11 protein-coding genes are annotated in these 15328 nt (G+C 60.9%); 7 read left to right on the top strand and 4 right to left on the bottom strand.

Annotation, left to right across the window (positions count from 1 at the left end; genetic code table 11):
• Positions 1 to 58 precede the first annotated feature (58 nt).
• Together V5735_RS18695 and V5735_RS18700 are read left to right on the top strand one after the other, a co-directional pair.
• Positions 59 to 2311 carry a polysaccharide biosynthesis C-terminal domain-containing protein gene (locus V5735_RS18695; RefSeq protein WP_423746461.1) on the top strand — a complete coding sequence of 751 codons (2253 nt, stop codon included), beginning with the start codon at positions 59 to 61 and terminating at the stop codon, positions 2309 to 2311.
• A gap of 171 nt (positions 2312 to 2482) precedes the next feature.
• Positions 2483 to 2713, top strand: coding sequence for a hypothetical protein (locus V5735_RS18700; RefSeq protein ID WP_423746462.1), 231 nt, complete (start codon positions 2483 to 2485; stop codon positions 2711 to 2713).
• A 63-nt stretch (positions 2714 to 2776) separates the two neighbouring features.
• On the opposite strand, the gene V5735_RS18705 is transcribed toward V5735_RS18700, so the two are convergent.
• A complete protein-coding gene (locus tag V5735_RS18705; protein WP_423746463.1) occupies positions 2777 to 4096 on the bottom strand; it encodes a polysaccharide deacetylase family protein in 1320 nt (439 codons plus the stop codon).
• A 273-nt stretch (positions 4097 to 4369) separates the two neighbouring features.
• On the opposite strand from V5735_RS18705, the gene V5735_RS18710 reads away from it, so the two are divergent.
• Entirely contained in the window at positions 4370 to 5821 is a 1452-nt protein-coding gene (locus tag V5735_RS18710; RefSeq protein ID WP_423746464.1) for a right-handed parallel beta-helix repeat-containing protein, read from the top strand.
• Positions 5822 to 5838: 17 nt separating this feature from the next.
• Here V5735_RS18710 and V5735_RS18715 read toward each other — a convergent pair whose 3' ends face one another.
• Positions 5839 to 6657, bottom strand: coding sequence for an FkbM family methyltransferase (locus tag V5735_RS18715; RefSeq protein WP_423746398.1), 819 nt, complete (start codon positions 6655 to 6657; stop codon positions 5839 to 5841).
• A gap of 168 nt (positions 6658 to 6825) precedes the next feature.
• On the opposite strand from V5735_RS18715, the gene V5735_RS18720 reads away from it, so the two are divergent.
• The 4 genes from V5735_RS18720 to V5735_RS18735 all read left to right on the top strand — a co-directional run bounded on the left by V5735_RS18720 (position 6826) and on the right by V5735_RS18735 (position 12260).
• The gene (locus tag V5735_RS18720) at positions 6826 to 7500 is read left to right on the top strand and encodes a glycosyltransferase (RefSeq protein ID WP_423746399.1); all 675 of its coding nucleotides are present in this window, start codon (positions 6826 to 6828) and stop codon (positions 7498 to 7500) included.
• A complete protein-coding gene (locus V5735_RS18725; RefSeq protein WP_423746400.1) occupies positions 7497 to 9020 on the top strand; it encodes a lipopolysaccharide biosynthesis protein in 1524 nt (507 codons plus the stop codon). Before V5735_RS18720 ends, V5735_RS18725 begins: the two co-directional genes overlap by 4 nt.
• A gap of 198 nt (positions 9021 to 9218) precedes the next feature.
• The gene (locus V5735_RS18730; protein ID WP_423746401.1) at positions 9219 to 10967 is read left to right on the top strand and encodes an asparagine synthase-related protein; all 1749 of its coding nucleotides are present in this window, start codon (positions 9219 to 9221) and stop codon (positions 10965 to 10967) included.
• 45 nt (positions 10968 to 11012) lie between these two features.
• Positions 11013 to 12260: a DUF1616 domain-containing protein gene (locus tag V5735_RS18735; protein ID WP_423746402.1), complete on the top strand. Its 1248-nt coding sequence runs from the start codon at positions 11013 to 11015 to the stop codon at positions 12258 to 12260.
• 71 nt (positions 12261 to 12331) lie between these two features.
• Here V5735_RS18735 and V5735_RS18740 read toward each other — a convergent pair whose 3' ends face one another.
• Positions 12332 to 13249, bottom strand: coding sequence for an NAD-dependent epimerase/dehydratase family protein (locus tag V5735_RS18740; RefSeq protein WP_423746403.1), 918 nt, complete (start codon positions 13247 to 13249; stop codon positions 12332 to 12334).
• A 69-nt stretch (positions 13250 to 13318) separates the two neighbouring features.
• Positions 13319 to 15325, bottom strand: coding sequence for a hypothetical protein (locus V5735_RS18745; protein WP_423746404.1), 2007 nt, complete (start codon positions 15323 to 15325; stop codon positions 13319 to 13321).
• Between the last annotated feature and the right edge of the window lie 3 nt (positions 15326 to 15328).

Consider the following 15328-nt stretch of genomic DNA (forward strand, 5'->3'; position numbering starts at 1 on the left):
TTAGCAACACTGTGATGATAGATACTGGAATGACGAGCACTGCATCGGGGGGGCTTTCGTGCAACGAAGCATTCTGAGCGGCGTCCTTTCGGTCGCCGGGACGAAAGTTCTCACACTCGTCATCGGTATCATGACGACGCCGATACTGTATCGGTTGCTCGGACCGACCGGTATCGGCGTCTACACCACTGTTCTGTCGGTGTTCTCCCTGTTCATGATACTCGTCAGCTCCGGCATCTCCGACGGCGTTCGGAAGTTCATCGCCGAGGAGCACGAGATGGACTGCTGGGAGGAGTACGTCGTCGGCTTTTACTTCCGACTCGCGCTCGTGCTCGCGGTTGCAGGAGCGATACTGCTCGCGCTCGCGACGCGAACCGGGGTCGTCGCGTGGATTTTCGGCCCGGAGTACGAGTTGTACTTCTACCTCCTCACGGTGATGACGATAGCGAGCCAGTTCCAAGCGTACGCTCGTCGGACGCTGATGGGGTTCGGTTTGGAGCGATACTCGGAACCCCTGAAGGTCGTCCAGCGGGTGACGTTCATCGTCGTCGCCCTGCCGCTCGTCTACTACATGCGAAACCGGGGAATGCTCGAAATCGCCGTCCTCGGCGCGTTGGCCGGGAAAATCGCCGCGGCGACCATGGTGGCGGTCATCGGGTTCGCGCTCATCATAAAACGAACGTCGCTCCGTAGTTTCCTTCGGTCGACGCCGGAGGACTTCCCGCGGCGCAGGATGCTCGCGTTCAATTCGCTGTCCATCGTGCTCATCCTGCTCCTCATGTCCCTGTACCACGTCGACATCCTGATGCTCCAGCTAATGTCGGGGAGCAACGAACAGGTCGGGTACTACCGCGCGGCGCTGAAACTCGCGGAGTTCCTGTGGTTCATTCCGATGGCGCTCCAGACGGTGTTCGTCCACTCCACGTCCGAACTGTGGTCGAACGGGAAGACCGAGCGCATCTCGGAGTTGTCGGCACGGACGACCCGCTACACGTTCCTCCTGACCGGCGTGATGGGGTTGGGTCTAGCGGCGCTCGCGAACATCGCCGTCCCGGTCTACTTCAGTGCAAAGTACCTGCCCGCGGTGACACCCCTGCTCTTGCTGTTGCCGGGGTCGCTCGGGTTCGCGGTCGCCCGACCCATCCTCGCCATCTCGCAAGGGAAGGGTGACCTGAAATACCCGATTATCGCCACGGGGACGGCGGCGGGCATAAACTTCGTCCTGAACTTCCTGCTCATTCCACGGTACGGGATGCAGGGAGCAGCCGTTTCGACGAGTATCGGCTACGGGTCGATGTTCGTCTTCCACCTCTGGAGCGCCCGAAAGGTCGGCTTCGACCCCCTATCGGACGCCCGCCTGGGTCGGATTTTGGGGACGACGATACTGTCGGCACCCCCCATCTTCGTTCTTGCGCGAGTGCTCGACGTTCGCCCCCTCATCGCGGGGGTCCACGTCCCGCTGGCGCTCGTCCTCGTCCCGCCGCTCGGACTGGGCGTCTTCACGTTCTTCGCGTTCGCGACGGGAGCGCTCGGTTTCGGAGAGGTCTTCGATACGCTCTCGTCGTTCCCCGAACCGCTCGGCTCGCGGGCCGAAACACTACAGACCAAAGTGAGAGAAAATACGATGTCATCCGACTCGATACAGAAGCTGATGGTCGTCACCGGCATTCTGCTGTTCGTCTCGGGGATCGGGTACGCGTTCCTCGACCCCGGAATCGGCGGAATCGGCGGAGTCGGCGGTGCGAACCAAGGATCGTCCATAAACAACACGCAAACGGTTGCGGGAACGACGGTGGCCGAAACGACGCACGGTACGACGCCGACGAAATCGACGACCGAACAGAAGACGACGCAAGCGAAATCCACCACGAAGAAGACGAGTACGTCGCCGCCGACGACAACGGATACCAATCCGCCACCATCCACGACTACGAGTCCACCGCCGTCCACCACGACGGATACTAACCCGCCACCGTCCACGACGACGACCACCACACCGCCGCCCACGACCACAACGACGAGCAGTACGACCACCACCACGACACCGCCGACGACCACGACTACCACCAGTACGACAACGACGACCACGACCACCACGACACCGCCATCGACAACAACAACTACCACCGGTACGACAACGACGGGGAGCGCGAGTACGACGTCACAGTCGTCCACGACGACTACGGGGTCAACGGCGGGTACCACATCGTCAACGGCGGGCACCACATCGTCGACGACGGACACGACGTCCTCGGCGACGAGTAGCGGTTCCACGTCGAATACGACGACGAATTCGTCGTCGTGGTTGTGAGCGACGATACGAACGACGACTTCAGCCAGAACGCGGACCGGAACCGCGGGAACGGGAGTTCGGGATGAGCGATGAACGAGGGCGAAAGGAGGACCGACGGTGCTGTTTTTGCTTTCGGACTGAACGAGACTGCCCGACCGCCGTACCCGAGGGGTTCGAGAACCGAGTGACGTGAGCAACCGAGAGACGCGAGCGAGACAGGCGTTTAGTCCGAGGGAGAAGCACGGGCGTCCAAGCGGCGCGGTCGTCGCGGGCGATGTGCGCGACGTGGACGGAACGGAAACGGACGAACGACGGAGAGACGTCTCACGGGTGAGTCACGGACGACGGCGAGGTGAAAAGCAAACGACCGTCGGTTCAGCGGGTCGAAACGCGGGCGGAGAAATTCCGGCCCGCGGCTAAAAGAGACGCACGACAGTCGTGCGGGGATGGGCGGAGAAAGCGAATGACAGGCGTCGAGCGGGCTTAGATGAGCATTCCCTTCTCTTCCAGGTCCGTGATGGTGACCACTTCGACGTTCTTGTTTTTGATGTACTTCAGGATGTTCTCGAACCGCTTCTCGGGAACGCCGCCCTTCCCGCCGATATTGTGGAACAGGAGCGGCGAGAGCTGTTTGTACTTGGCGGCGTGGTCGATCTTCTGTTTGACGTTCTTGAGGTCACTCTGACCGTACATCCGCGAGATGATGGTGTTCTTCTTAATCGCCGGGAGCGCGTTCGGCGACGCGCCGAACGAGAGCGTCAGGTCGAAGTGCTTCTGCGCGAGGTCGAACGTGTTCGGCCCGACGACGTTCTTCGGGACGGCCATGTACTTGTGACCGTCGTAGCCGTACTTCTTGAGCCACTGCTGGCACTCCTTCATGAGCTTCTCCTGCTCTTTTTTCGGCCGTTTGTCCATCGGCGTCGCCTGCGTGTTGGGATGACAGATCATGTCCCAACCATCCTGTACCATCTCGTTCATCTGGGTTCGGTTGAGGAACCCGTCGTCGAAGACGGCATCCGAGATGATGGCGTCGACGCCGGAGAAGCCGTACTTTTTCATGGTCTTGTACGCCTTCGTGTACTGCGATTCGAGACCGTCATCGAACGTGAGCATCACCATCCCCTTGTCGGGGGCGGGGACAGTTTTCAGGTCGTCCACGTAGAACTCGATTGGTTTCTGGGTGTTGGGGTCCGTCGAACGACCGATGATGCGGACTTCGTAAACCTTCGAGAGATCGATCTTCTTCGGGTCCATCTCGCTGGTGACACCGAGGTTGACGCGAACCCACTTGCCCTTCGGCCCGTAGAGCGTCCGTTTCATCTCGACGATGTGGCCGCGGTCCGGCGCGTACAGTTGCACGGCGATCTTCACGAAGTCGTGTGACGTGCACTTGAACGCGAGGGAGAGGTTCTTGCCGCTGAGGTCGGCGGGATTGTCACCGAAGTTTACGCGGTGGATCATCCCCTGCTTGGTCTGCTTGCTGCCGACGATGTGGGCGGACTGTGACCCTTCGTATTTCATCTTCGTGCTCTTCTTGAGGCTTCCCTGCCCGTCGACGGCGCTCCACGGGCCGAGTTTTTCGAAGCCCTCGAAGGTCTGTGGACCGGCGGAGGCATCGTCACCACCCTCGGTCGTGGTTTCCCCGCCGCCGCTGGTGTTCGTCCCGTTGTCTTTGTCACTAGTGCTACTCGTCGTGGAGGAGTTATCGCTATCGTTGCCGATAACACCGGAACAACCGGCGAGACCAGCGGTACCGGCTGCACCGACGGTCGTCAGAAACGTGCGTCGTGTCTGTCGTCTCATCGCTACCCTATCCAAACAGACATAGGTATTTTCTTATATGGCGCTTAAGGGCGCAATGTCAATGATTGTGCATGTGGGAAATCCGGGTACGAAACACCGTTTGCAACGTTTCCAACAGCGGGAAAACGGGGAGGGACTGAACTAGGCACCAGATAATTAATATGAGGGATTTATTTGGGTGTTTTGATGGCGTCAGACAGGCAAAATCGAAGCATTACGAGTCGAAGAACATATCTCAAGCTCACCGGAGCAATCGCGGCGACGGCCGCTGTCATGGGGTCTGCTTCTGCGAGCAAATCGGATTACGAAGGCCAATACGATACGGTCATTGACATAACGGACGTCGGGGCGGACAACGACGGGAACGAGTCTATCACACCCGTTCTTCGGGAACACGCGGACGACGATACGCTCCTCTATTTCCCATCCGGGCGGTATTACATGGACGACCAGTTCCGTTTCACCGGCTTCGACAACTTCGGGATGGCCGGGGACAACGCGGAACTCGTCCCGGCGAGCTACCACGACTTCGACGACGACGGCGACGGAAACTACCGACTCTTCCGAATGGGCGTGGACTACGACCCCGGAACGGACCTGCGAATCGAGGGGTTCACCGTGGACCAAACGGCGGACGACACCGGCATCCGCGTCATCGAAGCCGCCATCGACGACGGCCTCATCGTTCGGGACATCGAAATCCTCGGCCAACACGACAGCGGGACGTGGGGACCGGGGCGGTTCGTCATCACAGATTCCGACGGCGAAGGACTCGTCGAACGGTTCCACGCTCCCGACGGCGCCGCGTGGGAAGGAAACACGCCGAGCGATTCGCTGTGGCGCGGTCCGACCGGAATCCTCTCGAATCACAACAAAGGGACGCTCACCTTCCGCGATTGCATCCTCGGCAGCTTCCCGGACAACGGCCTGTACGCCGCACACGGTTCCGGCTCGATTCAGATCGAGGGGGGCCGCTTCCAGAACAGCACGGGCGCGAACGTACGTCTCGGAGGGCACGACAGCTACATCAAGGACGCGACGATCATCGTGGACAAGGAGAACCCGCACGGGATTTCCCAACGGGGCCTCCGCATGGAAGACGGGAGCCTTCTCGTCGCGCAGAACGTCGATTTCCAGACGAACGTCTCGGATAGCCCGGCGATCTGGATTACCGCGGGTGCGAACTACAACTACATCGATAACTGTACCGTTGCCGTTCACACCGACGACCCGTGTACGGGAATCTCGATTCGAGGATCGGGCGGACGGACGCGCATCAAGCACACGCACGTGGAACACGAGACCGGCGGCGGCCCGGTCATCAAGATCCGCGATGGCGACGAACCCGTTTACCTCGAAGACGTTACTATCACCGGCGAATCGCCCACCGAGGGGACCCGAAGCGCCATCCAGAACTACCGCGACAACTGCGATTTCCGCGGCGTCAACGTCGATTACGGCGGTGGCTGGGGCCGACGCGCCTTGACGAACACCGGAGACAACTGCCTCATCTACGAGGGGGACTACGTCTCGGAGGACCGCCCGATAACGGACAAGGGGACGGGAACGTGGATAGAAGGCGTCTCCGCTCGGTCGCGGCGCGGCGACGTCGGCCTGTTGCTCAAACCAGAGGCCGAGGACGTCTACGTCAAAAAGTGCAACCTCGAAAACGGCATCGAGGACAACAGCGCCGACGGATACGACGGCTGGGGCAACGAGTTCTAACGACCGACCGCCCGCTCTCACTTCGACTCGGTACCTCGGAAGTTTACCGCGCGGATATGGTACGCGTCCGAGCGCTCGCTGAGGCGTTCGATTTCGAACCCATGTTCGCGGAGATACGCTTCTATTTCCGCCGTCGAGGAGTCGTACTGTTCGCTCAACTCGTGGTGAAGTTCCGCGTAGACGACGCGAACGTCGGATAGGATGTCGTCGAACCCACGGAGAACTTGGAGTTCGGCACCCTCGACGTCGATTTTGAGGATATCCGGTTCGGGGTACCGTCCCGTCTCGACCAGCGTTTTCCCCTGAAACACGTCGATTTCGAGTTCGCCATCGACCGAAAGGGCGTGTTTTCCCTCACCGTAGTTTCGGCTCTCGACGGCGAGTGAGCCCGCACCGTCCTGGTCCGAGAGGGCGAACTCGGCGATATCCCATCGGTTGACGGGGACGTTCGCGGAGAGGTTGTGTCGAAGTCGAATCGCATTCGTCGGCATCGGTTCGAACGCGACGACCACGCCGCTATCGAGCCGTTTCCCGACGAAACAGGTGTGTGTCCCGATGTTGGCGCCGATGTCGTACACCACGTCCGATTCACGGACATCGTTGAGCAGCGACTCGATGACGGGTTGTTCGCCGACGAGCGATGTCACGCGGGAATATTCGGTCCGAGAGTCGGTGGCGAATTCGACCGTATATCCCCCGACGGTCACGGGGACGGACCAGAGATGGAGTGCCAGTTTCGCGTGCCAGTAGAGTGTCGCGACCGCTGGCGCGATACCCGCCTGCTTACAGAAATTCCACAGACGGCTTTGGGCGGCCCATCGCTCCAAATCACGCATACAAAGCACAATCGGAGGTCGACTGATAAATATATATCATCGATAAACGGGAGGACGGAGGCGGACGGGCGACTTAGCAGCCCCATAACAAAGGTCGCAAAGAGTATCTGTTTCGATGAGCACCGGTTGCCGACATACGGCGTACGAGAGGAATGCAAAATCACACCGATGAACGCGTTGTTTCTTCCGAACCACGACGACAATCCGGACCAACTGCTGCTGGCGGATGCGCTCGAATCACACGGCGTCTCCGTCTCGCGTGGGAGTTCCAGCGGCCTCGCTCCCGTTCTCTCCGGAGTCGCACGAAACGACCCGGACGTGTTGCATTTTCACTGGCTCCACCAGTCCGTAATCGAGCGGACGCGAACGCGGAGCTACGTGGCCGCGGTCCGATTCGCCTTCGAAGTGCTGTCCGGGAGCGTCATCCTCGCCATGTCGTTCGGAACGCCGGTCATCGCGCCGCGACTGGGCTGTCTACCCGACGTGCTCGGACCGAAAACCGAACTGTTGTACGACCCTGACGACCCGAACGACCTTCGGGCGGCGATGAAACGCGCACCGACGCTCGACCTCGACGAAATCGGACGGCAAACACGGGAACGCTCGATGTCGTTCGACTGGGATGTCGTCGGCGAATGGACGGCGGCGGTGTATCGGTCGGCGACCGACGACCGGCCGGTCGAGACGCGGTTCCCCGAAAGCGATGCGTACGACACGAAGGTGAACGGCTCGGCGGAAGCGGTCACCGACGGCGGCACAGACGATGCGTCGGACGGCGAAGCGGCGGGTGTGACGGGTGAACCGAGCGCGAACGGGCGGAACACGAAGGAGGAGAGACGATGAGCGGACGGTCGCCGATCGAACTACTTCGGTGGGTGAAAGCGACGCTGACGCCGGGTGACGATATCTCGGGTCGTGCGGTGACGAGCGGTATCTGGGCGTCGATGGCGAACGTCATCGGACGCGGCCTGCAACTGGTCAAACTCGTCGTGCTCGCCAACATTCTGACTCCGGTGCAGTTCGGATTGGTCGCATACGCGCTGTTGACGTTGGCGGCGATGCGCCGCTTTTCGAACCTCGGCATCAAGCAGGCGCTCATCCAGAAAGAAGAGGACAACATCAACGAGTACCTCGACACCGCGTGGACGCTATCGGCGGTGCGCGGGACGATACTGGCCGCCATCGGGTTCCTCGCGGCACCGTACATCGCGCGCGACTTCTTCGGCGCGCAACCGCCAGCGACGCAGGTGATTCAGGTGATGTCGTTGGTGCCGTTGATAACCGGAATTCAGAACCCCGGCATCGTCTACTTCCGCAAGGATTTGGACTACGACAAGCAGTTCGTCTACCTCGTCGGCAAAGCGGTCGCCGCGGTGAGCGTGACCATCGGGTTGGCGTTGCTCTGGGGCAACGTGTGGTCGCTCGTGGTCGGCGACATCGCGGGCGTAGTGGTGGCGACGTCGCTGTCGTACGTCCTCCACGGATACCGACCGTGGCCGAGCATCGATATGAACCAGACGCGGGAACTCGTGGGGTACGGAAAGTGGATCACGGCGTCGGGAATCATCGTCTTCCTCATCACGGAAGGGGACGACGTGTTCGTCGGATGGTTGCTCGGCAGCGCCGCTATCGGCCTCTACCAGTACTCGTACAAGGTGTCGAACGCCCCGGCGACCGAGGTGACGAAGGTGCTGACGAGCGTCATCTTCCCGACGTACTCGAAGCTACAGAACGACGCCGCGAACCTCCGCCGCGCGTTCTTCAAGACGGTGCAACTGACCACGTTCATCTCGATTCCGTTGGCGGCGGGCATCGTGGCGGTCGCGCCCGCGTTCGTTCACGCGTTCCTCGGTCCGGAGTGGGTGCCCGCGATTCCCATCATGCAGTTGCTCGCGGTGTGGGGCCTGCTCCGGTCCATCGGAGCGACGACCGGGCCGCTGTTTCAGGCGGTCGGCAAACCCGACCTCGCCACCAAGATACAGGTCGGAAAGCTCGCCATCATCCTGTTGACCATCTACCCGGCAACCGCGGCGTACGGGGTCATCGGAACGAGCGCGGTCATCGTCGGCAACTCCGTTCTGTTCTCCGAGCCGGTTTCGACCTACCTCGCCGTCCGCGAGGTGGAAGGGAGCTACAGGCAGTTCCTTCGCCTCCTGTTGTACCCGCTCGCGGCGAGCATCGGAATGGTGGCCGTCGTGGTCTTCGTCGGAATGAACGTGCATATCGGCGGTATCCCGAAGTTCGCCCTCATGGTCGCAACGGGCGTCGTCGTGTACGGTGCCGCCATCGTCGCCATGGAGCTGTGGGGGAACTACGGAATCCGCGACGTGTTCCGGACGATGGTCGGTGCTGTCGGGGAGTGAAAACGGTTTTAGAGGCTCCTAAACACAATTTTCCTGATGTTATACTGTGTATAGTTAACCCTCATTGACGCTATAGACAGCAGTAGAGCCAACCGTGACACGAGCGAGAGAGGAAGGCACGAGACGAAATCGGCGCGCAGTCCGATGCCGCCGTGGCACGGAGCGACCGCCCACAGACCCAACGGAGGAGCACGAAGGATGAACAAAGAGATATTTGGTGTCTTCGGTGATCGAGACGAGTTCGAACGGTTCCGCTCCGAGCGGGAGTTCGACGATATCGTGACGAGCGACGTTGCTACCGTCGGAATTCGAGATACGGGACTCGGAATTCCCGGTCGAAGTGCCTCGTACTCGGGCGAACTCGGGTCGTGTATCATCTGGGGAGAGGCGTACCCCAACAAACGCGGCTGGTCCGAACCCGCCCGCTGGCTGTTGGAACGGTACGCCGAACAGGGAGTGGACGCCATCAGGTCGCTCAACGGGTCGTACCTCGCGTTCATCGAACACGACGGGGACACCATCGTGCTCACCGACTCCATCCGGTCGTGGGAGTGTTTCTACACCGACGACCCCGGCGTGCGCGTGTTCGGGTCCGATGCGGCGGAGGTCGCAAAGACCATCGACAACCCGACGATGCGCCGACAGTCGGTCGGCGAGTTCCTCCACATGGGCGTCGTCCTCGGCGACAAAACGCTGTTTCACGAGCTCCATCGCGCGCCGTTCGACGGCTATCTGACCCCGGACGAGGCGGGCGAACTCGACCGGTTCGTCTACGAGGAGCGGGAGATGGACTACGCGAGCGAACTCGCGGACCGGATGCAGCGTGCGATTCGACTCCGTTCGCGTCAGCCGGGCAAGAAGGGTCTGTTGCTGTCGGCGGGGTACGATTCGCGGACGCTGCTGTCACAGCTCCCCGACCTCGACCACAGCTACACCGTCGGAATGCCGGACGCACAGGAGGTGAAGGTCGCCCGGCGCTTGGCGAAACAGTACAACGTGGACCACACGACGCTGGTGACGAACGACCGGTACATCACGCCCGGGGAACAGAAGGTGCGCGACACGCAGGGCATCAAGGAGTCCATCCACATCCACCACGCGGGCTACAACAGCGAGATGGAAGTGGACACGATGTACCACGCCCTGTTGTTCGACACGCTGTTGAAGGGATTCGGCCACAAGCGAACCGAATTGAAACTGTTCGGCAAGACCATCCCGACCAAGAAGATGGAGTCGGACCCCGACCCGGTCGAGGCGTCGCTCGACAACTTCGGCTACCTCCCCGAGCGGAGTAGGAAGGTCGCGGAGAAGTACACGTCCGACCCGGACGCCGCCGGAAAGTTCGTCCGGCAAGCCATCGATTCGGAGTTCGACCGCTGCTGGACGCGGACCGACTCCGTGCAGAACGCCCTCGCGCTGTTCAGCATCCGGAACCAGCCGACGATTCCGTCGCGGACCCACCTCGCGGACAACTACCTCGAATCGTTCATCGCGGCCGACACGGAACTGCTGGAGTGGCACCTGCAAACGCCGCCGGAGTACCGGAACACGTCGACGTTCATCCGGGCGATTCGGCAGTTGGACGAGGACCTGTTCCGCCACCGTCCTCCGGATCGGCCGTACACGTCGACGTTCTTGTCCCAGATGGAGCAGTTCGTGCGCCGAAAACTCCCGTTCATCACGGAGTTCCAACCCGCGTGGCCCGACCGGCAGAAGGTGTACGACCGCTACAACTTGGACCAGCGGTTGTTCCCCGAAAACGAGACGATTCACGACCTGCCGTCGCGTCACAAGCTCCGGATCAACGATATGGTCGGTTGGGTCGCGCAGTGTTCGGAGAACATGGTCAACCCGACGGACGTTCTGCACATGCCGACCGAGGCACAGGGAACCGACGACGCGGGGTCGAAGCGGCGCGGAGCCGACGAAGTACGGTCGGAGAACTGATTAGGAGCCGTATAATAAAACCCGCTCCGGTCGATTTTCACGTCAATGAGTACGAATAGCCGCTGGTGGTTTCTCGACCTCGTACTAGCGCTTATGCTGACCGCTGTCGGCGGAGTAGCGGCGTATGTTGAACTCGGTGGACGGGTACGTGTCGCCCTCGTACTCCCGCTCGTCGTCTTTCTCCCGGGATACGTGCTCATCTCGGCACTGTTCCCGGAGGGCAGCGAGGGCGAAACGCGGACGTTCGGATCGGGGAACGACGACGCCGCGTACGCCGTCGGCGGACCCGAGCGAGTGGCGCTCGCGGCGGCGCTCAGCGTCGCCGTCGTCCCCATGATCGCCGCGCTTTCGAACTTCACGCCGTGGGGCGTTCGCGTCCATCCGATTCTGTACGGTATCGTCGGGTTCACCGCGATTTTCGGAGTTATCGCGTTTATACGGCGACTGCGCGTCCCGGCCGAGCGACGATATTCGCCCGGGGTACCCGGCGTGCTGTTCAATCCGAGCGGCCGTTCGGGAAGCGGCGTAACGGTAGCGCTGAACGTCGGCATCGTAATCGCGTTCCTCCTGTTGGCGTCAAGCGTCGGGTTCGCGGTGCTCAACCCACCACAGGGGAAGGCGTTCACGGAATTCTACGTGAGCAACACGAACGACGTGAACAGCAATACGAATACGATGTACGACACCGACCTCGCCGCTGACGGCGTGACGGTCAGCGTTCACAATCACGAGCGAGAGCGGACGAAGTACACCGTCGTCGCGGTCATCCAGCAGGTCGACGGAGGAGAGGTCACGGAGCAGGCCCAGTTCGCCAAAGAGCAGGTGACGGTCGATGCCGGGGAGAAAAAGCAGGTGAAACTCACCGGCGACCCGGCGTTCACCGGCGAGAACGTCCGCGTCCAACTCCTCCTGTACAAGGGGTCTGCGTCGGGCGAACCGTACACGAAGGCTCGCGCGTGGGTTTCCTCGCGGAGCGGGCTCTCGAAACAGGCGGATGCGGGAGGCGATAACCAGGGGTCAGACAGCGGAACGAGTAGCGACGGCGGAGACGACCAACAGACGACGGAACAACAGCAAACGACACAACGGCAAACGACGGAACAACAACAGACGACACAACAGCAAACGACGTCGACGAGTTCGCAACCGCCATCGACGACCACCACCACGACCACCGCCACGACGACTTCGACGGGGACCACTACGACGGGAACCACCACGACGACTTCGACGGGGACCACTACGACGGGAACCACCACGACGACTACCGACGACGGCGGCTTCTTCTCGTAAAGGTCGGAACCCGTACCCCACACGACGAACCGCTGTCGTCTCGAACGACGGCCGAAAAGAAAGAAAACGGATTACTGGTACTGGGAGCAGACGCGACGGACGCCTTCCTCGAAGGTGATCTCCGGTTCCCAGCCGGTGGCTTCGGTGAACTTGCTCACGTCGGCCATCGTGTCGTGGACGTACACGTCCTCCGGGATGGGGTTCTCGACGTACACCGGTTCCACGTCGGTCCCGAGTTCCTCGTTGATGTACTCGACGACGGTATCGAAGTCGTAGCTTTCGCCCGTACCGAGGTTGTAGACGCCGGTGAGTTCGTTCTCGGCCGCGAGTTCGAGACCGCTGACGATATCCGAGACGTACGTGAAATCGCGCGTCTGACCGCCGTCACCGTAGATTTCCGGCGAGTCACCGTTCGCGATGTCGTCGGCGAACTGGGCGATGATGTTGGCGAACTCGCCCTTGTGCTCTTCCGCGCCGCCGTAGCCCTGATACACGGAAAAAAACCGCATTCCGGCCATGTTCATGTCGTAGTGGTGGGCGAAGTATTCCGCGTAGCGTTCGCGGGCCAGTTTGGACGCCTCGTAGCCGGTTCGAGCTTCCACGTCCATCTCTTCCGGGGACGGTTCCGTTCGACTCCCGTAGATGGAGGAGGTCGTCGCGTAGACGACGGTATCACAGCCGTCCTTTCGGGCCTGTTCGACGGTGTTGACGAATCCCTCGACGTTCACCCGAACGCCCTTCGTCGGGTTCTCCTCGTGCATCGCGTAGGACGACAGCGCCGCGAGGTGGAAGACGACGTCCACGTCCGTCGGCAGGTCGTCTTCGAGAACGCTTCGTTCGTGGAATTCGACCGCCTCGTCGAGGTTTTCTTCGGTGCCGAGATAGCCGTCGTCGATGGCGATAACGTCGTTCGCTTCGGCGAGGTGATTGGCGAGATTCGAACCGATAAATCCGGCACCCCCGGTGACGAGGACGCGTTTTCCGTGCATGATACAGCATGCAAGAGGATGTGAGAAAAGGGTTGCTCTCTTTAGGAGAATGAAAGAAGCGGGTGCTCTCTATATCGTCCGGTTGGCACAGAGCATCACGTCGCTGTTGTTGTAGAGGATGCTCTGGTCGGGGCGACACAACTGTTGCTGTGACACCTTCCGCCGAACGGGAACGGTGGCGGTTATCGGCTCGCCGTCCTTCGTGACGTGCTTCACGAGGACGAACTTCGGCGTCCCCGTGGATTGATACCGACGGTAAACGGTTATCGGGTGGTCCGTCGGTCCGTCCCGATTGTCGGCGGAGAGGTTGGCCGCCGCCGCCGGATACGACCCCGTTCTCGAAAACACCGTCTGATACGGGTGGTCCGTGTGTATCACTTGACTCGACAAGATGTTCGCCGAGTCGGGAGAACCGGTCATGTCCGAGATGGTGTAGACGGCGGCGACTTCCGGTTTCGTGTACGTCAAGCGCGCCTGCTCGTCCTTGAACACGGGGCTGTCGATAGCGCCGTGACTGGACATCACCATCACGCTCGGATAGACGAGCGCGACGACCAGCAACGCCACGACGACGACGTTTCGGTTGAGATTGTGGACGAGATACCCGACGCCGAGAGCGGCGAGGATGGCCATCGGCGCGTAGAGGAACGCGAACCATCGCTGCGGGATGAAATTACGGATACCGAACATCGGCAGTCCGAGTGTGAACCCCGTCATCACGACGGTTGCGAACAGGAGCGTGAACACGGAATGCGAGATGCGCTTCCGCCGAAGGACGTACAGACAACCGACGACCGTCAACCCGAACAGGATGAGGAATCCCATCGTATCGACGTACGTCGCCACTTTCTGCATGAACGTCGGGGCGGGAAGGGAGATGTATTGGGAGTTGTTGCTCGCGAGGTTCAACAGGCCCGCACTCGACACCAGCGTCTGTTCGAGATACAACAGCACGGTTTCGAGGAACGAGTTCCCGTTGTACGGGGTGAACGACCACATGAAGGTGATAAGTCCCACGTCGAACGCGAGCAGTCCCGCGAGGTTGACCGGCTCCAGCTTGCGATACACGCCCGGCCGACGCGCGGTCGTCTGGAAGAGTCCCAGTTTGAGGACGAACTGGGCGAGCAGTCCCGAGAACAGCACGACGAGCATGATGAACGTCGAGACTTGGTGGGTTAGGATGATGGCGATGGAGAGGAACACGAGCAGGCTGAAGTCCCGTGCGTTGTACTCCAATCGCATGATGCGCAGGAGCGCGTAGACGATGGCGACGAAGAACAACAGGCCGTGGCTCGTCGGGATGAGGTGAATTCCCCACTCGATGAAATAGTCACCGACGGAGTAGAGCATCGCCGCGAACACGGCCCATCGAGCCGGGACGAGCAGTTTCGTCGCCCCGTAGACGAACACTATCGTCATGGGCATCACGACCCCGATGGAAAGGTACAGCGCGTTGCGGAGGGATACGTCGTACAACATCGACGAGGACGCGACGAGCAGATGGAACAGCGGTGCCGCAATGTGTTTGTTCCCGTTCATCGCGGACAGGGAGTGCTGTTCGAGCACGCCTCCCGCCAACTGCGTCATGTGCGTCCAGATGTCGATTCCGATGTACGACGGCGTGGTGTACACCGCCATGAATCGGATGACGAACGCGAGTGAGAGTATCTGCACCAGCAGGAGCGACGGGAGGAAGTCCTCGTCGTCGACGAACAGGATTTGCAGCATGATGAGCGTCCCCGTCGCGCCCGAAAGGACGTGGAAGAGCAGGGACCGCTGACCCGCGTGCAGCGCGATGGCGACCATCGCGGCCATCGTTAGGAAACCAATGGTCGGCAGTATCTGGGCCACGAGCCGTGAGACGGACGGATACGCGTTCATCGTCTCGCGGTCGTTGCGAACCGCGAGCAGGTAGAGCGCACACCCCAGTCCGAGGACGATGGGAATCGTCTTGATGTATATCTGTGAGGCGAAAAACCGCAGCGGAAACAGCCCGAGCGCGATTACGAAGCCGATAATCGCGGCATCAACGTCGAAGCGTCGCTGTTTCAGCCAGCCGGACATTCTCCCGAACATCGA

The organism is Haladaptatus sp. SPP-AMP-3 (genome assembly GCF_049568665.1).
Classification (GTDB): Archaea; Halobacteriota; Halobacteria; order Halobacteriales; family Haladaptataceae; genus Haladaptatus; species Haladaptatus paucihalophilus.

Coding starts and splice junctions, on each gene's coding strand:
- V5735_RS18725 (WP_423746400.1), top strand. CDS start 7,497: ATGAGCGGACGGTCGCCGATCGAACTACTTCGGTGGGTGAAAGCGACG.
- V5735_RS18735 (WP_423746402.1), top strand. CDS start 11,013: ATGAGTACGAATAGCCGCTGGTGGTTTCTCGACCTCGTACTAGCGCTT.
- V5735_RS18710 (WP_423746464.1), top strand. CDS start 4,370: ATGGGGTCTGCTTCTGCGAGCAAATCGGATTACGAAGGCCAATACGAT.
- V5735_RS18740 (WP_423746403.1), bottom strand. CDS start 13,249: ATGCACGGAAAACGCGTCCTCGTCACCGGGGGTGCCGGATTTATCGGT.
- V5735_RS18720 (WP_423746399.1), top strand. CDS start 6,826: ATGAACGCGTTGTTTCTTCCGAACCACGACGACAATCCGGACCAACTG.
- V5735_RS18705 (WP_423746463.1), bottom strand. CDS start 4,096: ATGAGACGACAGACACGACGCACGTTTCTGACGACCGTCGGTGCAGCC.
- V5735_RS18745 (WP_423746404.1), bottom strand. CDS start 15,325: ATGTTCGGGAGAATGTCCGGCTGGCTGAAACAGCGACGCTTCGACGTT.
- V5735_RS18730 (WP_423746401.1), top strand. CDS start 9,219: ATGAACAAAGAGATATTTGGTGTCTTCGGTGATCGAGACGAGTTCGAA.
- V5735_RS18715 (WP_423746398.1), bottom strand. CDS start 6,657: ATGCGTGATTTGGAGCGATGGGCCGCCCAAAGCCGTCTGTGGAATTTC.